Source organism: Micromonospora sp. NPDC005298 (assembly GCF_040607375.1).
Classification (GTDB): domain Bacteria; phylum Actinomycetota; class Actinomycetes; order Mycobacteriales; family Micromonosporaceae; genus Micromonospora.
In genome coordinates, this window is the sequence record NZ_JBEXGP010000002.1 from 199,484 (window position 1) to 224,690 (window position 25,207).

18 protein-coding genes are annotated in these 25,207 nt (G+C 73.5%); 11 read left to right on the forward strand and 7 right to left on the reverse strand.

Annotated elements, in window-relative coordinates:
• Positions 1-64 precede the first annotated feature (64 nt).
• Entirely contained in the window at positions 65-4,951 is a 4,887-nt protein-coding gene (locus ABZS77_RS05595; protein ID WP_354817717.1) for a permease, read from the reverse strand.
• Between the two features lie 150 nt (positions 4,952-5,101).
• Positions 5,102-6,529: a UDP-glucose/GDP-mannose dehydrogenase family protein gene (locus tag ABZS77_RS05600; protein WP_354817720.1), complete on the reverse strand. Its 1,428-nt coding sequence runs from the start codon at positions 6,527-6,529 to the stop codon at positions 5,102-5,104.
• A gap of 250 nt (positions 6,530-6,779) precedes the next feature.
• Between ABZS77_RS05600 and ABZS77_RS05605 the strand changes: the two genes are divergently transcribed.
• Positions 6,780-7,949, forward strand: a complete 1,170-nt coding sequence (locus ABZS77_RS05605; RefSeq protein ID WP_354817723.1) for an acyl-CoA dehydrogenase family protein — start codon at positions 6,780-6,782, stop codon at positions 7,947-7,949.
• A gap of 187 nt (positions 7,950-8,136) precedes the next feature.
• On the forward strand, positions 8,137-9,417 hold the full coding sequence (locus tag ABZS77_RS05610; protein ID WP_354817726.1) for a multidrug effflux MFS transporter: 1,281 nt from the start codon (positions 8,137-8,139) through the stop codon (positions 9,415-9,417).
• Positions 9,418-9,448: 31 nt separating this feature from the next.
• On the opposite strand, the gene ABZS77_RS05615 is transcribed toward ABZS77_RS05610, so the two are convergent.
• Entirely contained in the window at positions 9,449-10,120 is a 672-nt protein-coding gene (locus ABZS77_RS05615; protein WP_354817729.1) for a hypothetical protein, read from the reverse strand.
• 23 nt (positions 10,121-10,143) lie between these two features.
• Here ABZS77_RS05615 and ABZS77_RS05620 point away from each other — a divergent pair, with 23 nt between their 5' ends.
• Together ABZS77_RS05620 and ABZS77_RS05625 are read left to right on the forward strand one after the other, a co-directional pair.
• Positions 10,144-10,662, forward strand: a complete 519-nt coding sequence (locus tag ABZS77_RS05620) for an acyl-CoA thioesterase (protein WP_354817732.1) — start codon at positions 10,144-10,146, stop codon at positions 10,660-10,662.
• 143 nt (positions 10,663-10,805) lie between these two features.
• Positions 10,806-12,776 (forward strand): acetoacetate--CoA ligase, encoded by a 1,971-nt coding sequence (locus tag ABZS77_RS05625; protein WP_354817735.1) that lies wholly within the window; start codon positions 10,806-10,808, stop codon positions 12,774-12,776.
• Positions 12,777-12,862: 86 nt separating this feature from the next.
• Here the strand turns inward: ABZS77_RS05625 and ABZS77_RS05630 are convergent, their stop codons facing one another.
• Positions 12,863-13,552, reverse strand: a complete 690-nt coding sequence (locus ABZS77_RS05630) for a TIGR03089 family protein (RefSeq protein ID WP_354817738.1) — start codon at positions 13,550-13,552, stop codon at positions 12,863-12,865.
• Positions 13,553-13,706: 154 nt separating this feature from the next.
• On the opposite strand from ABZS77_RS05630, the gene ABZS77_RS05635 reads away from it, so the two are divergent.
• Both ABZS77_RS05635 and ABZS77_RS05640 read left to right on the forward strand, forming a co-directional pair.
• Positions 13,707-14,852: a glycosyltransferase family 1 protein gene (locus tag ABZS77_RS05635; RefSeq protein ID WP_354817741.1), complete on the forward strand. Its 1,146-nt coding sequence runs from the start codon at positions 13,707-13,709 to the stop codon at positions 14,850-14,852.
• A gap of 62 nt (positions 14,853-14,914) precedes the next feature.
• The gene (locus ABZS77_RS05640) at positions 14,915-16,009 is read left to right on the forward strand and encodes a sugar phosphate nucleotidyltransferase (protein ID WP_354819546.1); all 1,095 of its coding nucleotides are present in this window, start codon (positions 14,915-14,917) and stop codon (positions 16,007-16,009) included.
• On the opposite strand, the gene ABZS77_RS05645 is transcribed toward ABZS77_RS05640, so the two are convergent.
• Complete coding sequence (locus ABZS77_RS05645; RefSeq protein WP_354817744.1) at positions 15,978-16,595, reverse strand: NUDIX hydrolase; 618 nt, start codon at positions 16,593-16,595, stop codon at positions 15,978-15,980. The genes ABZS77_RS05640 and ABZS77_RS05645 overlap by 32 nt on opposite strands.
• A 39-nt stretch (positions 16,596-16,634) precedes the next feature.
• On the opposite strand from ABZS77_RS05645, the gene ABZS77_RS05650 reads away from it, so the two are divergent.
• Both ABZS77_RS05650 and ABZS77_RS05655 read left to right on the forward strand, forming a co-directional pair.
• Positions 16,635-17,681, forward strand: a complete 1,047-nt coding sequence (locus tag ABZS77_RS05650; RefSeq protein WP_354817747.1) for a hypothetical protein — start codon at positions 16,635-16,637, stop codon at positions 17,679-17,681.
• Between the two features lie 276 nt (positions 17,682-17,957).
• Positions 17,958-18,956, forward strand: coding sequence for a winged helix-turn-helix domain-containing protein (locus ABZS77_RS05655; protein WP_354817750.1), 999 nt, complete (start codon positions 17,958-17,960; stop codon positions 18,954-18,956).
• Between the two features lie 32 nt (positions 18,957-18,988).
• Here the strand turns inward: ABZS77_RS05655 and ABZS77_RS05660 are convergent, their stop codons facing one another.
• Both ABZS77_RS05660 and cofD read right to left on the reverse strand, forming a co-directional pair.
• Positions 18,989-20,077, reverse strand: coding sequence for a coenzyme F420-0:L-glutamate ligase (locus ABZS77_RS05660; protein WP_354817753.1), 1,089 nt, complete (start codon positions 20,075-20,077; stop codon positions 18,989-18,991).
• A complete protein-coding gene (gene cofD / locus ABZS77_RS05665) occupies positions 20,074-21,021 on the reverse strand; it encodes a 2-phospho-L-lactate transferase (protein WP_354817756.1) in 948 nt (315 codons plus the stop codon). Before cofD ends, ABZS77_RS05660 begins: the two co-directional genes overlap by 4 nt.
• Before the next feature lie 98 nt (positions 21,022-21,119).
• On the opposite strand from cofD, the gene ABZS77_RS05670 reads away from it, so the two are divergent.
• The 3 genes from ABZS77_RS05670 (at position 21,120) to ABZS77_RS05680 (ending at position 25,204) form a co-directional block, all read left to right on the forward strand.
• A complete protein-coding gene (locus ABZS77_RS05670) occupies positions 21,120-22,073 on the forward strand; it encodes a hypothetical protein (protein ID WP_354817759.1) in 954 nt (317 codons plus the stop codon).
• A gap of 147 nt (positions 22,074-22,220) precedes the next feature.
• A complete protein-coding gene (locus ABZS77_RS05675) occupies positions 22,221-24,764 on the forward strand; it encodes a bifunctional FO biosynthesis protein CofGH (RefSeq protein WP_354817762.1) in 2,544 nt (847 codons plus the stop codon).
• A gap of 161 nt (positions 24,765-24,925) precedes the next feature.
• The gene (locus ABZS77_RS05680) at positions 24,926-25,204 is read left to right on the forward strand and encodes a hypothetical protein (protein WP_354817765.1); all 279 of its coding nucleotides are present in this window, start codon (positions 24,926-24,928) and stop codon (positions 25,202-25,204) included.
• The last annotated feature ends 3 nt before the right edge of the window (positions 25,205-25,207 follow it).

Genomic DNA, 25,207 nt, shown 5'->3' on the forward strand with positions numbered 1-25,207 from the left:
AGCGGCCCACGAGCCCGGCCGACTCACCGTCCCCACTCATCCACGCTGCCGTGACCCTCCGGTTTCATCTCATGCCTCTCAGGGCTGTCTGGAGGCGTTCCTGGGCGCGGCGGCGGCGTTCGTTGCTGGCGCCGAGCACCAGCAGCAGGATGCCGACGGGGATCAGCGCCAGCCACGGGCCGAGATTGAACAGGGCGTGGATGGCGGCGATCGCGGTGACCGACGCGCCGACGATCACCGGTGCCTGCTGACGGCTGGACGAGCCGAAGATCAGCACCGCGACGGCGCCGAGCAGCAGGAGCATCTGCCGCAGGGTGCTCGACTCGGTGGCCAGCACGATCGCCAGGGTCGGCACGAAGGCGGCGACCAGCGCCGGCCCGTACGCCACCCAGCTGCTGAGGTCCGGTCGGTGGCGCAGCTCCAGGACGCCGACCAGCAGGGCCAGCGCGGCGAACGGCAGCGTGTACGCCTCGGGCAGCGCCACGTCGGCGACCCGCATCAGGATCCACCAGGCGGTGATCTCGCAGGCCACCACCGACCAGAACAGGATCCGGCGTTCCACCGGCCGGCGGCCGGGTCGGGTGGCGGCCACGCCGAGGACCGCACCCCAGGCGGCCAGCAGGGCGGCGATGTGCCGGGGCGAGTCGAAGGCGAGGGCCAGGGCGATAAGTGCCGCCGCGTACCCGCTCCACTCCACTGTGGAGGCCTCGCGCTGGGCTTCCGGCCGGCGCAGGCGGGGCAGGGTCGCCGCGCACACCTGGAGTGCCGCCCCGACGGCGAGCACCCCGAACGCGGACCAGACGGCGGCCAGCCCGGCGACGAGGCCGGCGGTGAGCACGAAGAGCTGCGCCATCAGTGAGGCGAAGAGCCAGCCGAGGATGCGGGCCCGCTGGGTGGTGCCGTAGAACGCCGCCACCGCGCCCACACCGACCGCGCTGCCGAGGGTGAACAGGGTCATGTTCCGGGTGGCCAGGCTGCCGGCCAGACCGGCGCTGCCGGCGGTCAGGCCGATGACGAACACCAGCACCCGGGCGAGTCGCAGCGAGCGGGCCGGGTCGACGAGCGGCGGCGGCGGGGTCAGGGCGAGGCCGAGCATCGCGATGGTGAAGACGGAGAGCGCGGCGACGGTGCTCGCCGGCCAGCCCCGACCCAGCGCGATGGGCGTGATCAGCAGCGTGACGGCGGCGCCGGGCAGCACCACCGGAACGGCCCGGGACCGTCGTCCGCCGCTGAAACCGGTGGCGGCCAGCGCCGCGGTCGCCGTGAGCAGCAACGCGGTCAGCACGTGGGTGGGGTTGATCACGTCCGGGGGCGGGGTGAGCAGTTCCGGTGGTGGTCCCTGCCAGATCCGGGTCAGCGTGCGGTGCGGCTCGACCAGGGCGGTGAACAGGGCGGGCGCGATCGACACGAGTGCCAGGACGGTCGGCAGGGCCGCTGCCGCCAGCGCGCCGGCGGACGGGCTGACCCGCCACCGCCGGTTGTCCGGGTCGTCGGGCAGCCGGCGCAGCGCGCCGTTGAGCAGCACCGACCACCGGCGTACCGGCTGGGCCGAGGCGGTCGGCGGCACGGTCGCGGCCCGGATCAGCTCGGCGAGCACGCCCAGCAGGGCGGCGGCGGCCGCGTAGACGCCCGCGGCGAGACCGGTGGGGATCGCCGCGAGTGCGCTGATGGTGGCCCCGCCGACCACTGCCACGCTGACCCAGGGCAGGTACTGCGGGACGTGTCGGCGGACCGCCGCCGCGGCGGCCAGGCCGAGGCTGGTGGCGGCCAGCGCGGCGGTGAGCACCACCTGCGCGGAGTGGTCGAACTCGGCGGACAGGGCCGCCACCGCGCCCGGCAGGGCCAGCAGGGCGGCACCGGTCGCCGCGCCGCCAATCTGCGCCAGGTGCGGTGGCATCCCTTCGGTCTCGATGTCGGTCACCTGTGGCCCGGCCAGGACGCGGGCCAGCGAGGCCACCACCATGCCGATCAGCGCGATGCTGCCGAGCGCCAGCGCGGTTGTCCACGGCCGGACCAGGCCCGCCCCGGCGGCGTGCAGCGCCACCACCCCGGCGACGGTGGCCCGGGACAGCGCGGCGCGGGCCTCCTCGGTCGCCACCGAGGCCATCCCGAAGACGGTGGCGACCATTCCGCCGACCAGGACCGGTGACCACCAGGGCAGGTCGAAGGCGGCCGGCGCGCCGATGGTGGCGAGCACCACGGCCGCGCCGGAGACGTCCCACCGCCACGGCGGCGGGAGCAGGATGCCCGCGGCGACGGCCAACAGCGCCAGCGCGACCGGGGCCTGCCAGGTGGAGCCGCCGGTCGGCGCGGCCGGCCAGCCGCTCAGGTCGCCGTCCCAGATCGGACCGGGGGTCGCCAGCACGCCCACCCCGCCGCGCAGCGCCGACCAACCGGCGAGCACACCGATGAGTACGCCGCCGACGGCGATGCCGAGGATCGGCCCCCGCCGCCACTCCTCAGGCATGGCGCGGGCGCCCACGGCGACCACGAGCACCAGGCCGGCGGCCACCGCCAACTGCCCGCCCGGTGTGAGCACCGCGGCGATGCGTACCAGTGTCGCGATCAGCGCGGTGGTCACCGCCGCGGCGGCCAGGTCGGAGCCGTCCAGGGTGAGGTCGGAGCGGCGGCCGGCGTCGATGGACGGCGCCAGGAAGAGCAGCACGGCGGCGACCAGCAGCAGCGCGCCGACCCAGGCGTCGGCGACTGTCGCGCCGGGCGCGCCGAAGGCGGCGGCGGTGACCACCAGCGCGCCGAGCCCGGTGCCGACCGACAGCGGCGGGGGGATGCGCCGCTGGGAGACCTGCACGACGGCGGCGTACCCGAGGGTCACGCACACGGCGAGGAAGCTCGCCGCGAGCACCGGGACGGTCGCCTCACGGAGGCTGGCCGGGGTGGGGGTGGGATCGACCGGCACGGTGGACGCCACGAACGCGGCCACCGCGCCGGGCAGCGCGAAGGCGGCGCCGCCGGCGGCCCAGGCGCTGACCGTGTCGGCGGCCTCGGAGGCGAGTCGGACCCGGGGTGCCAGCGCTACCAACGCGCCGGCCGCGAAGAGGGTGAGCAGGACCGCCGCGGTGAGCGTCGGCCGCGCGAGGCTGGCGCCCGCGCCGAACAGGCCCACCACGGCCGCGCCGACACCGTGGGCCAGAGCGGCCCGGCTGGTACGCGCGGAGAGACCGGTCACCCCGATGCCGACCGCGGTGAGGACCATCGGCCAGGGCGCGGACGCCCAACCGAGGCCGAAGGAGGCAGGTACGGCGAGCGCGGTCAGCGCGGCGCCGGCGACCGCGAACTCGCGGCGGATCTCCGGTGGCAGGGCCAGGACGGCGGCGATGGTGAGCAGGAACGCGGCGGCGGCGAGCTGCCAGGTCGTGGGGCCGACGGCGGCCGCCAGCTCGGCCGGGTGGCGGTCCAGGTCGGCGGCCCAGGCGGGGAGTGACGCCCGGACGGGTGCCACCCCGGCGCGCAGCGCGCCTCCGGCGACCACCAGCCCGCTGACGGTGAGCGCCACCGCCGAGGCGATCTGTGGGCCGCGCCGGGCGGCCTCGGGGACGGCGCGTACGGCCAGCCCGGTGACCGTGATGACCGCCGCGATCAGCAGCAGCGACCGACCGGGCAGCGCCACCGAGACGACCCGGCCGAGCGCGCCGATGATGGCCAGGGTGAGGATGCCGGCCCCCACGTCCGGCAGGGGCGGGCGCCGCAGCACCAGCGAGCCGGCCAGCCCCACGGTGGCGGCCAGCAGCAGCGCCGCTCCGGCGCTGACCGCCGTCGGTACGGTCTGTGCGCGCAGCAGGGCGGTGACCGCGTACGCCAGGGCGACCGCGACCGCCGCAGCGTGCAGCAGCCAGATCAGCTCGCGCAGCCCGGGCACCGGGCGGGTCGGTCGGATGTCGGGGCGCGCGGGGGTGGCGTCGACCACCTCGGCGGCTTCCTCCGGGTCGGCCTCCGGTCGGCTCTCGGTGTCGCGTTGGCGGGGTGCCGGGGGTGTGGCCGGGTCCGGCAGGTCCTGCCGGACGGGTCGTTCGAGCGCCACGCCGGAGCGGGTCAGCCACAGGTCGAACAGGGCGACCAGGGTCAGCACCAGGGCCCAGCCGGCCGGACCGGTGACCCGGTCGTACGCGAGCAGGGGCAGCACCGGCTGCGCGGCGAGGACGGTGGCGAAGCGGGGTACGCGCAGACCTGTCCACCTGGCGTACCCGAATGCGACGGCGGCCGTGACCGCGAAGATCACCCCGGCGAAGATCGCGCCGGTGACGCCGACCCGGTCGACCGCCCAGAGCGCGTTGCCGGCCAACGGCACCAGCAGCAGGCCGACCGCGGAGATCGTCTCGGCGGTCGACGTGAGGCCGCGCCGGGCCAGCGCCGGTGGGGCGAGCAGCATCAGCGCGGTCGCCAGGAGCAGGATGCCGAGTCGGGCCAGCGCGTCCATCGAGCTGGTCGCCACCGCGGCGAACACCACGGCGGCCACGCCGAGCAGCAGCGCGCCCAACCCGAGGGGGATGTTCTGTACCTCCCGCGACGACGCCTCCGGCGGGTGCTCCGGGTCGTCTGCGTCCAGCCAGGACGGTCGGGGCGGGGGTGGCGGCGGGTCCTCCGGCGTGTGCGGTGTGCCCTGGCGGGGCACGCGTGGCGGGGCGCCGGTGGTGGCGGTCGGTGGGCGGCGGCCGGGGCGGCGACGCAACACCCGGCGGGGCCGGGTGGCCTGTTTGATCCGTTCCTCGCCGGCGTGCGCGAGGATGTCCCGCTGGAAGAGCGCGGCCTGCATCTTGGCGGCGATCTGCCGCTGTTCGCGGGCGATGGCGGCGTCCCGCGCCTTCATCTCCGCGATCGAACGCTCGATGTCGGCCAGGTGCTCGACCCACTGCGGCTGGTCGGCGCCGCAGTGCGGGCAGCGCACGGCCGGCTTGATCTCCCGACCGCACGAGGTGCACTGAAAGGTCGCCACGACACCCCTCCGCTCGCACTGTGGACTCCCACTGTCGCAGCATGCCCAAAGCTGGCGCGGATTTCGACACTTGTCGGCGGGTCCGGGGCAAACAACGTCAACGGCCGGTCGCGGAGAGTGCTCCGTGACCGGCCGTTGACGTCGGGTCCGTCAGGGGCGGCCCATGCCCCGGTACTCCCAGCCGGCCTGTGTCCACAGTGTCGAGTCGAGGCAGTTGCGGCCGTCGACGACCTTGCGGCCGGCGACCAACTCGCCGAGGGCGACCGGGTCGGCGTTGCGGAAGTCGGCCCACTCGGTGAGGACGCAGACCAGGTCGGCGTCGGCGACCGCCTCGTTGATGCCGACCTCGTAGGTCAGCTCGGGCACGGCGCGCCTGGCGTTCTCGGTGCCCTGCGGGTCGTACACGTGCACATCGGCGCCGGCCTTCTGCAACAGTGCGGCGACGGCGAGCGCCGGGGCGTCGCGGACGTCGTCGGTGTTCGGCTTGAAGGTGGCGCCGAGCACGGCGATCCGGGTGCCGGAGAAGTCCGGACCGGCCGGCCCGGAGCGGCGGCCGAGCAGGTCCGCGGCGAGCTGGAGGACCCGGGTGCGGCGGCGCAGGTTGATCAGGTCGACCTCGTGCAGGAACCGCAGCGCCTCGCCGGCGCCCAGCTCCTGGGCGCGGGCCTGGAAGGCGCGGATGTCCTTGGGCAGGCACGCGCCGCCGAAGCCGAGGCCGGCCTGGAGGAACCGGTTGCCGATGCGCGGGTCGTACCCGATGGCCCGGGCCAGCTGGGTGACGTCCCCGCCGGAGGCCTCGCAGACCTCGGCCATCGCGTTGATGAAGGAGATCTTGGTGGCGAGGAAGGCGTTCGCGGCGACCTTGACCAGTTCGGCGGTCGCGAAGTCGGTGACCACCAGGGGCACCTCGCGGTCCTCGGTGGCGGCCAGGTCGAAGACGCCCTTGTGCGCGGCGTAGAGCATGCTGTTGGCCCACTCGCTCTTCACGCCGACCACGATCCGGTTGGGGCGCAGCACGTCGTCGACGGCGAAGCCCTCCTGGAGGAACTCGGGGCTCCACGCCACCTCGACGCCCAGGTCGCCGGGGGTGTGCTTGCCGACCAGCTGCTCCACCCACTCGGCGGTGCCGACCGGCACGGTGGACTTGCCGACGATCAGCGCCTTGCGGGTCAGGTGCTGCGCGAGGCTGGTGACGGACGCCTCGACGTACGACAGGTCGGCGCCCATCCCGCCGGCCCGCTGCGGGGTGCCGACGCAGATGAAGTGCACGTCACCGAATTCGGCGGTCTCGGCGATGTCGGTGCTGAACCGCAGCCGCCCGGCGGCGAGGTTGCGCTTGAGCAGCTCGTCCAGGCCGGGCTCGTGGATCGGCACCTGACCGGCGTTCAGCATCGCGATCTTGTCGGCGTCGACGTCGAACCCGAGCACCTCGTAGCCCAGCTCGGCGTAGCAGATGGCGTACGTCGCACCGAGGTATCCGGTCCCCAGGAACGTCACCCGGGGCCGAGGCGCACCCGAGGGCGGCGACACCGCGGCGATGGCGGGGGTCGGCTGGGTGGTGGGGTAGGGGATCGTCACGCCTGTCTTCTCCGCTCGCACTGGCGGCGCGTCGTCGCGTCGCATTCTGCTGCGGCGCCTGGGCGGGCACCGGAGGGTGGCTCACTTGTCTGTCTTCCATCATCGCCCAGCCGCGTGGGTGCTCCGTCATGCCCATACCTACGCGCCGGTAACATCACCTGAACTGCAGTCGCTAGTCTTCAGTCTGCGCGTTCGGCGGTCAGGAGACGTCACAGACTGCGCATGATAGCGGTGAAGGGGAGGGGCCGACATGGCCGCAGGCGAGTCGTTCGACGTCTACCAGTTGCCCGAGGAGCACCAGGCGATCCGGGAGGCGGTCCGTGAGGTCTGCGCGGCGAAGGTGGCCCCGCACGCCGCCGAGGCCGACGAGACCGCCGAGTTCCCCAAGGCGTCCTACGACGCCCTGCGGGCAGCCGACTTCCACGCGCCGCACATCCCCGAGGAGTACGGCGGGGCGGGCGCGGACGCGCTGGCCACCGCCATCGTGATCGAGGAGGTGGCCCGCGCCTGCGCGTCCTCGTCGTTGATCCCGGCGGTGAACAAGCTCGGCACGATGCCGCTGCTGTTGTCCGGTTCCGAGGACCTCAAGCGCCGCTACCTGACGCCCGTCGCGGCCGGCGAGGCCATGTTCTCGTACTGCCTCTCCGAGCCCGAGGCGGGCAGCGACGCCGCGTCGATGACCACCCGGGCGGTGCGTGACGGGGATCACTGGGTGCTCAACGGCGTGAAGCGCTGGATCACCAACGCCGGCGTGTCCGAGTTCTACACCGTCTTCGCCGTCACCGACCCGGCCGCCCGGTCCCGGGGCATCTCGGCCTTCGTCGTCGAGAAGTCCGATCCCGGTGTGAGCTTCGGTGCCCCGGAGAAGAAGCTCGGCATCAAGGGCTCGCCGACCCGCGAGGTCTACCTGGACAACGTGCGCATCCCCGCCGACCGCATGATCGGCGCGGAGGGCACCGGCTTCGCCACCGCCATGAAGACCCTGGACCACACCCGGGTCACCATCGCCGCGCAGGCCGTCGGGATCGCGCAGGGCGCGCTCGACTACGCCAAGGGGTACGTGGCCGAGCGCAAGCAGTTCGGCAAGGCGGTCGCCGAGTTCCAGGGCGTCCAGTTCATGCTCGCCGACATGGGCATGAAGCTGGAGGCGGCCCGGCAGTTGACGTACGCGGCCGCCGGGAGGTCCGAGCGTGGTGACGCGGACCTCACCTACTTCGGCGCGGCGGCCAAGTGCTTCGCCTCGGACGCCGCCATGGAGATCACCACCGATGCGGTGCAGCTGCTCGGTGGCTACGGCTACACGCGGGACTACCCGGTGGAGCGGATGATGCGGGACGCCAAGATCACCCAGATCTACGAGGGCACCAACCAGGTGCAGCGCATCGTCATGGCACGTCAACTGCTGGCCGGCATCGCCTAGCCGCCACCCGCTCGCGTCCCCGGCCCCACCGCCACGCCGGCGGTGGGGCGGTCGTCGTGCGTCCGTGAGTCCCCCCACAGTGGGGATGTCATACGGGTCTGTGACGTTGTCAGCACGTGAGAATCACCGAAACCGATCCCCACCACTGCTCGCCCGACGACGCACGACCTAACCCAGAGAGATCGAGATGACGAAGCAGTTGGTGGAGAAGACCGCCCCCGACGTGGAGGCGCTGCCCGGCGACCTGATGACTAACCGTCAACGCGTCCAGCTCGTCCTGGTGCTCGGCGCGTTGATCGCGATCGGCCCACTGACCATCGACATGTACCTGCCGGCGCTGCCCGCCATCACCGCCGGTCTGCAGACCACCGAGACCGCGGTGCAGTTGACGTTGACGGGCACGCTGCTCGGCCTCGCGCTCGGCCAGCTGCTGATCGGGCCGGTCTCCGACGTCGTCGGCCGGCGCCTGCCACTGCTCGCCGGCCTGGCCGTGCACATCGTGGCGTCCGTGCTGTGCGTCTTCGCACCCGACATCGCCGTGCTCGGCGCGCTGCGGGTGCTCCAGGGTCTCGGCGTGGCCGCCGCCACCGTGGTCGCCACGGCCGTCGTCCGCGACCTGTTCAGCGGCGCGTCCTTCGCGCGGATCTTCTCCCGCCTGATGCTGGTGATGGGGCTGGCGCCGATCCTCGCGCCGACGCTTGGCAGCGGCCTGCTGCGCTGGACCGAGTGGCGGGGCGTCTTCGCGGCGCTCGCGGTGCTGGGCGCCCTGCTGATCGTCGTCGCCGCGCTGCGACTGCCGGAGACCCTTCCGGTGACGCGACGCCGCCACGGCGGGGTGGCGGCGACCGTGCGCGACTACCGGGGGCTGCTCAACGACCGGGCCTTCGTCGGTCTGGTGCTGGTCGCCGGGCTGGCCATGGCGTCCCTGTTCGCGTACGTGTCCGGGTCGTCCTTCGTCCTGCAGGACCAGTACGGCCTCGACGAGCAGCAGTTCGGCCTGGCCTTCGGGGCCGGCGCCGTGGGCCTCATCGCGGCCACCCAGTTCAACGTGCGGCTGCTGCGCCGCTACACCCCGCAGCAGATCCTCATGAGCGCCCTGGTCGCCGGTACGGTCGCCGGGCTGCTGCTGGTCCTGTTCGCCGTCACCGGCATCGGTGGCCTGGGCACCCTGCTCGCGTCGCTGTGGCTCGTCCTGGCCGCCGCCGGCCTGGCCCTGCCGAACGCCCCGGCGCTGGCCATGAGCCGGCACAGCGAGGCCGCCGGGACCGCCGCTGCGCTGCTCGGGGCCGTGCAGTTCGGCGTCGGCGCGTTGTCGGCGCCCCTCGCCGGCCTGTTCGGCACGGGGAGCGTACCGATGGCGATCGTCGTCGCGGGCGGTATGGCCGCGGCGCTGGCGGTCATGGTCCTGGTCGTTCCTCGCGCCGACCTCGGCACGGTCGACCCGGACCTGGCAGTCGCCATGCACTAGGGGCGGGCCGGTTGCCCGGCCCGCCCGACGATCAACGGATCTCGGTGGTGTCCTCGGGGCGCGGTTGGCCGCGCGGCGGGGCAGACCACGGTGATTCGCCGCCGACCCGGCGCGGCAGCGGCTCGGTGGGCGTCGGTTCGGCCGGGTAACCGAGGGTGAGCGGAGCGGCGTCGCGGTCGGCGGGCTCCGCGGGCGGCCAGTCGGTCAGGGTGAAGTTGTCGCTACGCGGGCCGTCCGACGGCGTGGTCACGGCCGCCTCGACCGGTGTGGCCGCCGGCTGAGGCCACTGCCGCCAACGCTGCCGGCTGAACGTCGCCATCAGCAGCAGCATGCCGATCAGGAAGAGTGTGCCGTTCTCCACCGGCAGCCGAAGCGGCAGCGGGTCGCCGAACACCTTCCAGTCCTGCGGGACCGCGTCGCGCACCTCGAACGGCGCCACGAACATCCCGACGTACGGGATGACCAGCAGCAGCCCGGCAACCAGCGGGCCCAGCGGCGAGAGCCGCAGCGTGCCGAGCAGACCCAGCAGGACACCGCCGACGCCGAGGTAGACGGCCGGCTCGATCAGGTTGGCGGTGTTGAAGGTGCCGATCTCCACCCAGCGGTCGACCGTCCGGCTCGACCCGTCCTGCCCCAGTGTGACGAGCACCCAGGTGATGGGCGCCACCACCAGCCCGGCGAGGAAGCTCCAGAGATGTCGCATCCGCGCACCGTACCGTTTCCGGCATGACCGAGCACCTCTCCGCCGCTCCGACCGGCAAGCCGACGTCGTACTCCCGCGTCACCCTGAGTAAGATCATGACCGCGGTCGACGTGAACCTCTACGGCACCGTGCACGGTGGAGTTCTGATGAAGTTCGTCGATGACGTGGCGGGAGCCTCAGCCGCCCGGCACAGCGGCGGTACGGCCGTCACCGCGGCGATCGACGAGATCGTCTTCTCCGAGGCGGTACGGGTCGGCGACCTGGTGCACGCGCACGCCCAGGTGAACTGGACCGGGCAGACCTCGATGGAGGTGGGCGTACGGGTCGTCGCGGAACGCTGGGACTCGGCCGAGGACGAGCCGGTGCGGGTGGCCACCGCTTACCTGGTCTTCGTCGGCGTGGACGTGGGCGGGGCGCCCCGGGTGGTCCGCCCGGTGCTGCCCGAGACACCGGAGGACGAGCGCCGGTACCGGGAGGCGGAGATCCGTCGGGCGCACCGGCTGGCCCGCCGCCGCGCCATCCAGGCCCACCGCGCGGGCTGAACCACATGGGTCGGCCAGGTGGAGTGTGGGCCGCGCACGCGTCGATCGGCGTACCCGGTGCGCAGAATGGCGCTTCGAGGTAGGGCAAGATGGCGCCACGGCCCATTCACAGTGTCGTGCCGGGCCAGGGGGAGGGTGGAGCAGTGGGTGACATGCTGTGGGCGCCGCCGGCGGACGTACGCGAACGGTCCCGGATCGGCGAGTACCTGCGCTGGCTGCGGGAGCACCGCGGACTGGACTTCGCCGACTACGACGCGCTGTGGCAGTGGTCGGTCACCGACCTGGACGGCTTCTGGCGTTCGATCTGGGACCACTTCGAGGTGATCGCGCACACCCCGCCGACCGCCACCCTCGCCGAGCGGGGCATGCCCGGGGCGCGCTGGTTCCCCGGGGCAACGCTCAACTACGCGCAGAACGTGCTGCGGATGCCCGGCCGCGCCGACGACGACCCGGTGGTCGTCGCGCACGGTCAGACCCGCGCGCCGGTCACCCTGACCGCCGGGGAACTGCGCGAGCAGGTCCGTCGGGTGTCGGCCGGGCTGCGCCGGCTCGGCGTCACCGTCGGGGACCGGGTGGCGGCGTACGCCCCGAACATCCCGGAGACGTACGTCCTGCTGCTCGCCACCGCCAGCCTGGGCGCGGTCTTCTCGTCCTGCGCGCCCGAGTTCGGCACCCGCAGTGTCACCGACCGCTGGCAGCAGATCGAGCCGACAGTCCTGGTCGCCGTGGACGGCTACCGGTACGGCGACAAGCCGGTGGACCGGCGCGCCGAGGTCGCCGCGATCCGCGCGGCCCTGCCGTCGCTGCGGCACACCGTCGGCATCGCGTACCTCGATCCGGCTGCCACCCCCGAGGACGGCGTGCTGAGCTGGGCGGAGTTGGCCGCCCCCACCGACGAGCCGTCGACGTTCACGCCGGTGCCGTTCGACCACCCGCTGTACGTGCTGTACTCCTCGGGCACCACCGGGCTGCCCAAGCCGATCGTGCACGGTCACGGCGGCATCCTGCTGGAGCATCTGAAGATGCTCGCCCTGCACCACGACCTGGGCCCGTCCGACCGGTTCTTCTGGTTCACCACCACCGGCTGGATGATGTGGAACTTCCTGGTGTCCGGGCCGGCGGTGGGGGCGGCCATCGTGCTGTTCGACGGCAACCCGGGCCACCCCGACCTGGGTGGGCTGTGGCGGCTGGCGGCCGAGACCGGCACCACGTACTTCGGCACCTCCGCGCCGTTCCTGCTGGCCTGCCGCAAGGCCGGCCTGGTGCCCCGGGACATCGCCGACCTGTCCGCGCTGCGCGGCGTCGGTTCGACCGGAGCGCCCCTGCCCGCCGAGGGCTTCGGATGGGTGTACGACACCGTCAGCGACCGCGTGCAGCTCCAGTCCCTCTCCGGCGGCACCGACGTGTGCACAGGCTTCGTCGGCGGGGTGCCGCTGCTACCGGTGTACGCCGGTGAGATCGCCTGCCGGGCGCTGGGCGCCAAGGTGGAGGCCCGGTCCGCCGACGGCACCCCGGTGATCGGCGAACTGGGCGAGCTGGTGATCACCGAGCCGATGCCGAGCATGCCGGTGGGCTTCTGGAACGACCCGGACGGCACCCGCTACCGCGAGGCCTACTTCGACGTCTACCAGGGCGTCTGGCGGCACGGCGACTGGATCACCATCAACTCCCGTGGCGGCTGCGTGATCACCGGACGCTCCGACGCCACCCTCAACCGAGGCGGGGTGCGGCTGGGCACCGCCGAGTTCTACTCGGTGGTCGAGGGCCTCGACGAGGTCGTCGACTCGGTCGTCGTGCACCTGGAGGACGACGAGGGCGGCGCCGGTGAGCTGCTGCTCTTCGTGGTGCTGACCGACGGCCTCGAGCTGGACGACGCGCTGCGCAAGAAGATCTGCCGGGAGTTGCGGACCGCGCTCTCGCCCCGGCACGTGCCCGACGAGATCCACCAGGTACGCGCCGTCCCCCGCACCCTGTCGGCGAAGAAGCTGGAGGTCCCGGTCAAGAAGATCCTCACCGGCACCCCGGTCGACCGCGCGGCGGCCAAGGGTGCCCTGGCCAACCCCGAGTCCCTGACCGCGTTCGCCACCTTCGCCCAGTCCCGCCCTCGAACCTGACCCCCGCTGGCCTCGGTCACGGAGTTGTGGTGCCGCGCGAAAGGTGCGCGGCACCACTCGTCGCCCACCACGGCGGGGCGGTGGGGTCAGGGGAGGGTGTGGGTGGTCTTCTCGGTGGACTGGCGGGCGGTCACGCGGGCCGGGTCCAGGTTGGCGCAGAGGACCACGGTCGCGGCGCGGGTGAGCGGGGCCAGCAGCCAGTCGACCGGGTCGGTGTAGCGGTCGGCGTCGATCAGGACCCGGGCGCCGGGCTCGACGCCCAGTTCAACGGCCCGTGCCTCGGCGCGGGCCAGCAGGGTCGCGTCGGCGGGGCCCGCGCCGGACTGCGGGGTGAAGTGGTCGCCGTGCCGGCGTACCTCGACCACGTAGTCGGCGAACCCGGCCGGCACCTGCCGCAGCGGGGCGGCGAGCGGGGACAGGCCCAGGGCGTACCGCTCGTCGGCCGACCAGGACTGAGCCTCGTCGAACCGGTCGGCCGCCGCGAACAGCACGTCCACGTCACCCGGCGTGTCGGTGACGATCAACTTGGCCGACCAGCAGCCCAGCAGCACAGCCGCCGTCTGCCAGTGCGGCGGCAGCAGCACCCCGGCCGGTGTGCCCGGCGCGAGACCAACCTCGTCGACGAGCAGGTTCGCGGTCTTCGCCACCCAGTTCGCCAGTGTGGCGCCGGACAGCTCGGTGCGGTCGCCGCTGGCGTCGTCGTACCAGGTCAGTAGCGGTCGGGTCGGGTCGGTCGCGATCGCGTCGGCGAACACCCGGGCAATGTTGTCGGCCATCGGCGCGAACGATACGCCCCCGGGAGCCGTACTCGAAGACGATGACAAGTCGGCGTACCGTCGGGTCGCAGTCAGCGTCGGCCCCGTACTCCGGCGTAGGCTTTACCCCCGGAGTGTTGTTCCCCACAGACCCGCCAGTGCAAGGAGTCGCCCCGTGACCGCCGGTCGCCCGCCCCGCGTGCTCATCGACGCCACGAGTGTCCCCGCCGACCGCGGTGGTGTCGGTCGATACGTCGACGGTCTGCTCGGTGCCCTCGGCAAGGTCTGCGGGTCGGGGGTGGAGCTGGCCGTGGTCAGCCTCCGCACCGACCTGGAGCGGTACACGCGGATGCTGCCCGGCGCCGAGATCATCCCGGCGCCGGCCGCCGTGGCGCACCGCCCGGCGCGCCTCGCCTGGGAGCAGACCGGCCTGCCGCTGCTGGCCCAGCAGGTGGGCGCGCACGTGCTCCACTCGCCCTTCTACACCTGCCCGCTGCGCGCTGGCTGTCCGGTCACGGTCACCGTGCACGACGCGACGTTCTTCACCGAGCCGGAGCACTACGACAAGTCGCGCCGGACGTTCTTCCGCAGCGCCATCAAGACCTCGATGCGGCGCGCCAACCGGGTGATCGTGCCCAGCAAGGCCACCCGGGACGAGCTGATCCGGCTGCTCGACGCCGACCCGACCCGCATCGACGTGGCCTACCACGGGGTCGACCACGCCGCCTTCCACGCGCCGAGCGAGGAGGAGAAGGCCCGGGTACGCGCCCGGCTGGGGCTCGGCAACAGCAGCTACGTCGCCTTCCTCGGCGCCAAGGAGCCGCGCAAGAACGTGCCGAACCTGATCCGTGGTTGGGCGCGTGCGGTGGCCGACCGGGACGACCCGCCGGCCCTGGTGATCGCCGGCGGGCAGGGCCACGACGACGACATCGACCGCGCCGTGGCCGAGGTCCCCTCGCACCTGCGCCTGCTGCGCCCCGGCTACCTGCGCTACGGGGACCTGCCCGGCTTCCTCGGTGGCGCGCTGGTCGCCGCCTACCCGTCGTACGGGGAGGGGTTCGGCCTGCCGATCCTCGAGGCGATGGCGTGCGCCGCGCCGGTGCTCACCACCCCCCGACTGTCGCTGCCCGAGGTGGGTGGCGACGCGGTCGCGTACACCTCTGAGGACGCCGAGCAGATCGGCACCGACCTGGCCGCCCTGCTCGACGACGAGCAGCGCCGGTTGACGCTGGCGAAGGCCGGTTTCGACCGGGCCAAGGAGTTCACCTGGGAGTCCAGCGCCGAGGTGCACATCGCCGCCTGGAGTCGCGCCCGCTCGTGAGCGTCGAGGGCGCGGTGGGCGACCCGGCCACCGGCCCGACGTCCGTCGGGCATGATGTGCGGATGCTCTATGCGGTCATCCCGGCGGGTGGCAGCGGCACGAGGTTGTGGCCGTTGTCCCGCGCCGGCCACCCCAAGTTCCTCCACCCGCTGACCGGCACCAACGCTTCGCTGCTCCAGGCGACGGTGACCCGGCTCGCGCCGTTGACCACCCCCGAACGCACCCTTGTGGTCACCGGCGCCGCGCACGTCACGGCGGTGGCCCGGCAACTGGCCGGCCTGCCCGAGGAGAACATCCTCGTCGAGCCGTCCCCACGGGACTCCTGCGCGGCGATCGCGCTGGCCGCGGCGGTGATCGCGTTGCGCGAGCCGGAGGCGGTGATGGGCAGCTTCGCCGCCGACCACCTGATCGGCGACCCGGAGAGCTGGGTGCGCACGGTTCAGGAGGCCGCCCTCGGTGCCGAGCGAGGTCTGTTGATGACCGTCGGGATCACCCCGACCCGACCGGAGACCGGCTACGGCTACCTGGAGACCGGCGAGGAGACCCCCGGCACGCCGTGGCGGGTCGTCACCGAGTTCAAGGAGAAGCCGGCCGTCGACGTCGCCGAGGCGTACGTCCGCTCCGGACGCCACCTGTGGAACGCCAGCATGTTCGTGTGGCGGGTGGACGTCTTCCTCGCCGAGCTGGCCCGCCAGCAGCCGGCGCTGCACGCGGGTGTCACCGCGATCGCCGCCGCCTGGGGCACCCCCGAGCAGGACGAGGTGCTCGGGGCAGTCTGGCCGACCCTGCCGAAGATCTCCGTCGACTACGCGGTCATGGAGGGCGCCGCCACCGCGGGTCGGGTGGCCACGGTGCCTGGCGACTTCGGCTGGAACGACGTCGGCGACTTCCACACCCTCGGTGAGGTGCTGCCGGCCGACGAGGCGGGCAACGTGGTGCTCGGTGGCGCCGACGCCAAGCCTGCCGTACTGCTGCACGACACCGCGGACCTGGTGGTGGTCCCGCAGTCCGGCCGGATGGTGGCCGTTCTCGGGCTTCGCGATCTGATCGTGGTGGACACTCCGGACGCGGTGCTCGTCTGCCCGCGCGACCGGGCGCAGGACGTCAAGGCCCTGGTCGACGAGCTCAAGGAACGAGGCGAAGAGGGTTACGTCTGAGGGCCGCGAGGCCCGGAGCGACGAGCTGCGCGGTCCCGCCGGCCAGCGGGTCGGGCAGCGCGTCCGGCGGGAACCACCCCAGCGCCTCGGCCTCGTCGCTGACCTGTTCCACCGCGCCGGGCGGCGCGAGTACGGCGAACCGGACGTCGAAGTGCAGTGAGCCGCCCTGGCAGCCGACCTCGTGGACGTCCACGTCGATCGGCACGGGGTCGATGCGCAGGCCGTCGATCCCGGACTCCTCGGTGGCCTCCCGCAGCGCGGTGCCCACCAGGGTCTCGTCGGTGGGTTCGCAGTGCCCGCCGAGCTGCACCCACATGCCGAACTTGCCGTGCAGGCAGAGCAGCACCCGCGAGCCGGTCGGGTCGAGGATCAGCGCGCTGGCGGTGAGGTGCCCGGGACGGTGTTGTCGGCTCATCGCGACCGGGCCGGCGGCCAGTGCCGCGAGGGTCCTATCGCGCGCGGCGGCGGCGTCCGGGCTGGTGGGCTGCCAGCCGCCGAGCAGCGCGGCGGCGTCGGCGTGCAGCGCGGCGTACGCCTCGGGGTCGGTCGGGTGGGCGGCGGGTCCGGTGAGCACGGTGTCGGGCACCTCGTCACTGTACGAGCGTCCGCTCCGTACCCTGGCTCGGTGACCCTGCGGCTCGTCGAATTCGTGGTGGCCGGCAACGAGGCCAGTGATCTGCTGCCGGTGCGTTCGGCGGCGCTGCTGCGCGCGTACGGCGCCCGGCGGGGCTTCTGGACGGTGCTGGACGAGGGACCGGTGGAGCGCTGCCTGGCGCTGCTGCTGGAGCTGGAGGACGGCGAGTGGACTGCCCGGCACGTGGTGGCGGACGCCGGGGGTGAGAACGGCCGCACCGAGGACGGTGAGGCGCTCGCCCACCACGACGGCTGGGTGTACGTCTTCGGCTCCCACTTCGGGTCCAAGGGCGGCCCGCTGCGCCCTCGGCGTGCCTTCGTGGCCCGGTTCCGGGAGGACGACGCGGCGGGCGGTCCGCTGCGGGTGCAGGTGGTCCGGAACCGGTTCCGGCTGCACCGGGCGGTCAACGACGCTCTCGCCGTGGCGCCGTTGAGCCTGCTGCCACCGGGGGAGCGGGTGCGGGACCGGTTCATCGTGGAGACCCTGGCCCGGGGGACCGCCCGGGCGAAGAGCTGGGTGGCCCGACTGGCCCCGGACGACCTGCCGCTGAACGTGGAGGCGGCGGCGTTCACCCGGGCCGGGACGGTGCTGCTGGGGCTGCGCTTCCCGGTCACCTCGGCCGGTGAGCCGATCGTGGTGGAGGTGGCCGACGTGCCTGGCATGTTCGCGGCGGAGCCGGTGTGGCCCCGGGCGGTGGGGGCGTACGCGGTGAGCGGGGTGACGCCTCCGGGGGCGTTGACCGGGTTCCGGGCCATCACGCCGAGCGCCGACGGCGGGTACGACGCGGTGATCGGGTCGATCGACGCGCTGGGCAAGGGCTCGGTGCTGCTCGACGACCATCCGGGTGGGGGTGACGTCACGTCGCGGCACGTCCGGTTCCGGCTGCCGGCCGGTGGAGTGTCGGACGCGTACCGGCTCGACGGGGAGGTGGTGGCGGAGCTGGCGCCGTTCCACCACGTCGAGGGGCTGGCCACGCTCGACGGGCGGGTCTTCTACGTCACCGACGAGGACCACCGGGTCGCGCTCTGGGTGGGGTGAGCGGGCGCGGAGGCGAAATGATCGGACGGCACCTCTGCGGAGCAAGGGCCGCAGACCCTCGTGGTGCCGCCCGATCACCGGACCTCCCGGTCCCGGTGCCCAGGCGTCGAGACGTCCATGACGCATCGGTGCCGTGTTCGGGCACTGGAAGCATGCCGAACTGTTCCGGGAGGCGTCGAGGTTTTTCATCCCAGGCTTAAAGATGGAGATAACTGCCGGGCAGGTAGAGTCGAACGGTCACCCGGTATCCCCCTGCCGGCGACACGGGAGTGCTCCATGCTGAAGATCCACTTTTCGGGCGAGGACATCCTCCGGACCCGGGTGGCCCCGGCGGCGGACCCGGTCTGGGAGCTGGTCCTGAGCCTGCACACGTTGCAGGGTCGCAACCGCGACCCACTGACGTCTGCCTGGCGACGCACAGTGAGCCGGGAGCTACGCCAGGACGCCGCCTCCGAGCAGCTCAAACTGCTCTTCGCGCTGAACCCGCCGCGTGGGTACTTCCCCGACTTCCTCACCCCGTACGCGAGTGTCGACGGTTTCGAGGCCGGACTGGACGCGGTCCGCAGCACCCCGATCGAGCTGCTGCGCCGGGACCTGGGTGTGCTGGCCGCCGAGACGCCGCTGCCGTCCTCGGCCGCCGCGCTGGCCCGTGGCGACGTGGCGGTGCTGCACCACCTCGCCGAGTCGATGGAGCAGTACCGGTCGTTGGCGATCGGCCCGTACTGGCACCGGATCCAGGCGGCGGTGGCTGCGGACCGGTCCCGCCGGGCGCGGGCGCTGCTCGACGACGGTGTGGAGGGGCTCCTCACCAGCCTGCGGCCGGCGATGCGCTGGGAGGGCGGCGTCCTCGAGGTGCGCGACTACCCGCACCACCGCGAGCTGCACCTGGACGGCCGGGGGTTGCTGCTGGTGCCGTCGTTCTTCTGCGCGAGCACCCCGGTCGCCCTGCTCGATCCGGCGTTGCCGCCGGTGCTCGTCTATCCGGTGGACCGGCTGGGCGGGTTGGCCCCGACCGACGGCACCGCACCCGGTGCGGCCGGCGCCGGCCGGGACTCGCTCGCCGCGCTGCTCGGGCGGACCAGGGCGGCGGTGTTGCAGGCCACCGACGACGGCTGCACCACCGGTGAGGTGGCCCGGCAGCTCAACATCTCACCGGCGGCGGCGAGTCAGCACGCCACCGTGCTGCGCAACGCCGGCCTGCTCGTCAGCCACCGTGACCGCAACCGGGTGCTGCACACGCTGACCCCACTCGGCCGGGCCATGCTCGACGCCTGAGCGCGGCGGCGCCTGAGCGCGGCCGGGGCGGATCACAGGGCCAGCGCGGCGCTCGCCGTACTGCCGGACGGCGGGGGGAGCAGGGCCGATCCGATGCCCTCGGCGGCCAGGGCGACGCGCAGCCGGTGCAGGTCGGCGCCGAAGCGGACCAGGTCCATCGGGTCGACCGGGGCCGGCGGCGAGCCGAGCACCAGGGCGGTGGCGCCGTCCGGCCACCCCGGCACCTCGGCGATCAGTCCGGCGCGTACCTCGGATTCGTCGACCAGGGTGAAGACCGTGCCGGGCGCGACCACGCCGGCGACCGACTCGAGCGCCCGTCGCGTCGCCGCCGGATCGGCAGGCGTCCGGCCGGGACCGTCGGCCAGCGTGACGGCGTCGGCCAGGCCGGCCGCCCGGGCCTCGGCGGTGCCGAGGGAGAAGAGGTCCTGTGCGGCGTCGCGCACCAGCACCTTCGCGCCATCGCCGTCCGGGGCGTCGGCGGCCGAGAGATAGCCCCGGACCACGGCGACCGGGACCTGGTCACACTTGCCCTTGATCAGCTCGCCGGCGGCGGCCAGTTCGTCCACCACGGCCATCTGCGTCAGTTGCAGCTCGTTGCCGTACGGGTCGACCTCGCCCCGGTGGTCGCGGATGGCCGGCATCCCCGCCACGCCGAGCGCCACGTCGGTGAGCCCGTTGCGCCAGGGCCGCCCCATCGTGTCGGTGACGATCACGGCGACGTCCAGCCCGTACTGCTCGCGCAGCGCGGCGCGCAGGGCGCGGGCCGACGCGTCCGGGTCCACCGGAAGCAGCACCAGCCGGGTCTTGTCCACGTTCGACGCGTCGATGCCCGCGGAGGCCATCACGAAGCCGTGGTGGGTCTGCACGATCCGGGTCGCTCCCCGGCTGGCGACCACCCGCGCGGTCTCCGCCGCCAGCACCTCGTCGCGCGCGGCGAGCCGCTCGGGCCCGTCCGCCGGAACGTCGACCAGCCGCCCCTCGGCCTTCGAGACGATCTTGCTGGTGACCACCAGCACGTCACCGTCGCGCAGCCAGGGCGCGGCGGTCGCGATCAACGCCGCCAGGTCGTCGCCCTCGGTCACGTGGCCGATGCCCAGCACCGGCAGGATCTCCAGCCTCACGTCAACTCCACCGCGGCGCGGACCATCGCCGCCGTCGCCGCCTCGTCGGTCATCCGCAACGGCACCGCGCGGACCGTCACCTCCGGCACCACCGTGCCCGCGTCCTCCTCGGCGACCAGCCAGCCGTCCAGCAGGCCACCGGCCGCGCGGCCCCCGTAGAGCCGGCCCACCCCCGCCGCGCTGCACTCGGCACCGAGCACGGCCAGGCACCGGTCGGCCATGCCCCGCACCGGCGCGCCGCCGATGATCGGCGAAACACCCACCACCGGCGCCGGGCCGTCGGCCACCGCCTCACGCAGACCGGGTACGGCCAGCACCGGCGCGACGCTCACCACCGGGTTGCTCGGTGCGACCAGCACCAGATCGGCCGTGCCGATGGCGTCCAGCACCCCCGGTGCCGGCTTCGCCGTCTCCGCGCCCACGAAGACGAAACGGTGCGTCGGAATGTCCGCCCGGTACCGCACCCACCACTCCTGGAAGTGGATGGCCCGCTGACCCTGGTCGTCCTCGACCACCGCGTGGGTCTCCAGCCGGTCGTCGGTCGCCGGCAGCAGGCGTACGCCCGGCTCCCAGCGGGTCGCCAGCGCCTCGGTGACCGCGCTGAGCGGGTAACCGCCGTTGAGCATGGTGCTGCGGACCAGGTGGGTGGCGATGTCCTTGTCGCCGAGGCCGAACCAGGTCGGCTCCGCCCCGTACGCGGCCAGCTCCGTCTTGACCGTCCAGCTCTCCCCGACCCGGCCCCAGCCCCGCTCGGGGTCGGCGCCGCCGCCGAGGGTGTACATGACGCTGTCCAGGTCGGGACAGATCTTCAACCCGTGCAGCCACAGGTCGTCGCCGACGTTGACGACGGCGGTCACCTCGGCGCCGACCTCGCGGGCGTACGCCCGGACGCCGAGCAGGAACCGGGCGCCGCCGATGCCGCCGGCCAGAACCACGATGCGCATGTCGACCATCCTCGCGCACGAGACGCCTCCGGTCCGCCGGTGCCCGGGGAGACTAGGCTCACGTGCGCCCTGTCCGTCCACGCCCCGAGGGGGAGCTCGTGACCAGCCCCGCCGAGCCCGCGTCCACCGACGCGACGCAGGCCCGCCAGCTGACCAAGCCACTACGCGAACTGGGTGCGCTCGCCCTGCTCGGCGCGAACGCCGTGTTCCTCTTCGTGGGCCTGCTCCGACTGATCGCGCCGAACGACTACAGCGACTTCACCGACCGCGCGGGCAGCGCCTTCTTCGCGTTCGTCGGGATCGAGGCGGTGGTCCTGCCGCTGCTGGCCGTGCTGCTGGCCACCCACATCTCCCCGGTGCTGCCGAAGGCCAAGCTGATCACGCAGGTGGCTCTCGGCGAGTACGCGGTCAGCGCGCTGTTCGGCACGTTGACCCTGCTGGTCTGGACGGTGGGCCGGCTGGCCGAGACCGAGGTCCTCGACGCGCTGCTGGGCGTACTCACCCGGTTCGCCTGGTTGGTGATCTTCGCGGTCGCCGCCTGGGTGGTCTTCACGCTGTGGCGCACCCTCTACTACGTGCCCAAGCCGAAGGCGCAGCCGGGCGTGTACGGCCAGCCCCAGCCGGGTTGGCCGCAGCAGCAGGGAGGGTGGCCGGGTCAGCCCGGTGGTCAGCCGCAGGGCGGGTGGCCCGCTCCCGGTCAGCCGGGTGGCTACCCCCAGGCCGGTCAGCCGGGCGGATACCCGCCGGCCCAGTACGGGCAGTCCTCGCCGCCGTTCCAGGCCCCGCAGTCGGCCCACCCGCAGTCGGCCCCGCCGTTCCAGTCGGCTCCGCAGTCCGCGCCGCCGTTCCCGCAGTCGGCCCCACCGGTGAACCAGGCGCCGCAGTCCGGGCCGCCCGCTCCGCCGTTCGGGCAGCCGCCGTCGGCGGACCCGACCCAGGCCATCCCGCGCCAGTCCGCCGAGCCGGGCGCCGCCGACCCGACCCAAACCATCCGTCCCGCCAACACGGACGGCGACCGTACCCAGCACATCAACCCCGACGGCCCGCGCTGAGCCAGCACCGACCATCCCGCGCCGATCTTGCACTTTCGGTTGTCGACATGAGCGGTATACCGCTTTTGCCGCGACCGAAAGTGCAAGATCGGTAGGGCGGGGGCGGGGCCGGGGCGGGTGGGGACCTGTTGCGCATAGGCTGAGTGGATGGTTGATCGCACCCACTCCGGTCCCAGCGAGGCGAGTGTGCGGCGGGCGCTGGGCCGGGCCGCGACCGGACGGGCCCTCGACGTCGACGAGGCGACCGCGTTGCTCTCCGCCCGCGGTGACGCCCTCGACGAGCTGCTCCGGGTGGCCGGTGGGATCCGCGACGCCGGGCTGCGTGAGGCCGGGCGGCCGGGCGTCGTCACGTACTCGAAGAAGGTCTTCATCCCGCTGACCCGGCTCTGCCGGGACCGCTGCCACTACTGCACGTTCGCCACCGTGCCGCACCGGCTGCCGGCGCCGTTCCTCGACCGTGACGAGGTCCTCGCGATCGCCCGCGAGGGCGCGGCGCAGGGCTGCAAGGAGGCGCTGTTCACCCTCGGCGACCGGCCCGAGGAGCGCTGGCCGGCGGCGCGGAGCTGGCTGGACGAGCGCGGGTACGACTCCACACTTGACTACCTGCGCGCCTGCGCGGTGGCGGTGCTGGAGGAGACCGGACTGTTGCCGCACCTCAACCCGGGTGTGCTGTCCTGGTCGGAGCTGCAACGGCTCAAGCCGGTCGCGCCGAGCATGGGCATGATGCTGGAGACCACCGCCACCCGGCTCTGGTCCGAGCCGGGCGGCCCGCACTTCGGCTCACCCGACAAGGAGCCCGCCGTCCGGTTGCGGGTGCTCGATGACGCGGGCCGGGTCGGGGTGCCGTTCACCACTGGCATCCTGATCGGCATCGGCGAGACCCCGGCCGAGCGGGTGGACGCGCTCTTCGCGATCCGCCGCGCCCACCGGGAGTACGGCCACCTCCAGGAGGTGATCGTGCAGAACTTCCGCGCCAAGCCGGACACGGCGATGCGCGGCATGCCCGACGCGGAGCTGCACGACCTGGCCGCCACGGTGGCGGTGGCCCGACTGCTGCTCGGCCCGAAGGCCCGCATCCAGGCCCCACCGAACCTCATCGCCGGCGAGTACGACCTGTTGCTGCGCGCCGGGATCGACGACTGGGGTGGTGTCTCGCCGCTCACCCCGGACCACGTCAACCCGGAGCGTCCCTGGCCGCAGATCGAGGAGTTGGCCCGGCACACCGAGCTGGCCGGGTTCACGCTGCGGGAGCGGTTGACGATCTACCCCGAGTACGTGCTGGCCGGCGACCCGTGGCTGGACCCTCGGCTGTCGCCGCACGTGAACGCCCTCGCCGACCCGGCAACCGGCATGGCGGTCGAGTCGGCGATGCCGCAGGGCCACCCCTGGCAGGAGCCGGAGGAGGTGTTCGGCGGGCGGACGGACCTGCACGCCACCATCGACACCACCGGCCGGACCGACGACCGGCGGGGCGACTTCGACAGCGTCTACGGTGACTGGTCCGAGGTCGCCGGCAAGGTCACGCCCGAGGCGGCGGCGCGCCGCGACGGCGTACCCCCGGTGTCGGTCGGCGGTGGCGCGGACCGCGACCTGGCGGCCGGGCTGCGGCTCGCGGCCGACGACCCGGCGGCGCTTCTGGAGCCCGGCAACACCGACGCGGCGCTGGCGCTGTTCGGGGCGGACGGGCCGGCGCTGGACGAGTTGTGCCGGCTCGCCGACGACGTGCGCCGCGACGCGGTCGGCGACGACGTCACCTACGTGGTCAACCGCAACATCAACTTCAGCAACGTCTGCTACGTGGGCTGCCGGTTCTGCGCGTTCGCCCAGCGTGAGCGGGACGCCGACGCTTACCGGCTCTCCGTCGACCAGGTCGCCGACCGGGCCGAGGAGGCGTGGGCCGCCGGTGCCAGCGAGGTGTGCCTCCAGGGCGGCATCGATCCGAAGATGCCGGTCACCGGGTACGCGGACATCGTGCGCGCGATCAAGGCCCGCGTGCCGGAGATGCACGTGCACGCGTTCTCCCCGATGGAGATCGTCACCGCCGCCGCGAAGGCCGGCGTGCCGGTCCGCGACTGGCTGACCCAGCTGCGCGAGGCCGGGCTGGACACCATCCCGGGCACCGCCGCCGAGATCCTCGACGACGACGTGCGCTGGGTGTTGACCAAGGGCAAACTGCCGGCCGCCGCCTGGGTCGACGTGGTCAGCACGGCCCACGAGCTGGGCATCCGGTCCAGCTCCACCATGATGTACGGCCACGTCGACCATCCCGGGCAGTGGCTGGCGCACTTCCGGGTGCTGGCCGGGGTGCAGGACCGCACCGGCGGGTTCACCGAGTTCGTGGCGCTGCCGTTCGTGCACACCAACGCCCCGATCTACCTGGCCGGCATCGCCCGCCCCGGCCCGACCTGGCGGGAGAACCGGGTGGCGCACGCCATGGCCCGGCTGCTGCTGCACGGTCGCATCGACAACATCCAGTGCTCCTGGGTGAAGTTGGGCGACGAGGGCACTGTCGCGATGCTCCAGGGCGGCTGCAACGACCTGGGCGGCACGCTGATGGAGGAGACCATCTCGCGGATGGCCGGCTCCGACAACGGGTCGGCGCGTACCGAGGAGCAGTTGCGGGCCATCGCCCTGGCAGCCGGGCGACCGGCGCGCAAGCGGTCGACCGCGTACGGTCACGTCCGGCCCTGAGGTCGAACCTTTTCCCGCCGGCACCCGTACCAAGCGGTGCCGGCGGCGGTCGCGGCGAGGATCGCCGCCGGTGTCCCCCGAGGGGCCGGCGGCGTCGGTAGACGGCACCGGACCCGTCCGTCACCGCGGGCGCGTTCGCGCCGCAGCCGGAAAGGTTGCCCATGACCAGTGATCAGCGGAAGCGGCAGTGGCCGCGACTGACCCGCAGGCAGACGTTGACCGCCGCGGCCAGCGCCACCCTCGGCGCCGCCGCGCTCACCGTGCCGGGTCTGTCGGCCGCCCAGAACGCCCCGGGCGCGAGCGCCGGTGCCGACGAGCCGATCGTCGTGCACCTGCGGGACGCCGCCTCCGGAACGCTCGACGTCTTCGTCGGCGAGTCCCGGATCGAGGTACGTGACCGTGGCCTGGCGGACCGGCTGCGGCGCGCCGCCCGGCGCTGACCC

Excerpts from the sequence above, each read along its gene's own strand:
- ABZS77_RS05605 (WP_354817723.1), top strand. The coding sequence starts at position 6,780 with ATGGCCGCAGGCGAGTCGTTCGACGTCTACCAGTTGCCCGAGGAGCAC.
- ABZS77_RS05610 (WP_354817726.1), top strand. The coding sequence starts at position 8,137 with ATGACGAAGCAGTTGGTGGAGAAGACCGCCCCCGACGTGGAGGCGCTG.
- ABZS77_RS05615 (WP_354817729.1), bottom strand. The coding sequence starts at position 10,120 with ATGCGACATCTCTGGAGCTTCCTCGCCGGGCTGGTGGTGGCGCCCATC.
- ABZS77_RS05620 (WP_354817732.1), top strand. The coding sequence starts at position 10,144 with ATGACCGAGCACCTCTCCGCCGCTCCGACCGGCAAGCCGACGTCGTAC.
- ABZS77_RS05630 (WP_354817738.1), bottom strand. The coding sequence starts at position 13,552 with ATGGCCGACAACATTGCCCGGGTGTTCGCCGACGCGATCGCGACCGAC.
- ABZS77_RS05640 (WP_354819546.1), top strand. The coding sequence starts at position 14,915 with ATGCTCTATGCGGTCATCCCGGCGGGTGGCAGCGGCACGAGGTTGTGG.
- ABZS77_RS05655 (WP_354817750.1), top strand. The coding sequence starts at position 17,958 with ATGCTGAAGATCCACTTTTCGGGCGAGGACATCCTCCGGACCCGGGTG.
- cofD (WP_354817756.1), bottom strand. The coding sequence starts at position 21,021 with ATGCGCATCGTGGTTCTGGCCGGCGGCATCGGCGGCGCCCGGTTCCTG.
- ABZS77_RS05675 (WP_354817762.1), top strand. The coding sequence starts at position 22,221 with ATGGTTGATCGCACCCACTCCGGTCCCAGCGAGGCGAGTGTGCGGCGG.
- ABZS77_RS05680 (WP_354817765.1), top strand. The coding sequence starts at position 24,926 with ATGACCAGTGATCAGCGGAAGCGGCAGTGGCCGCGACTGACCCGCAGG.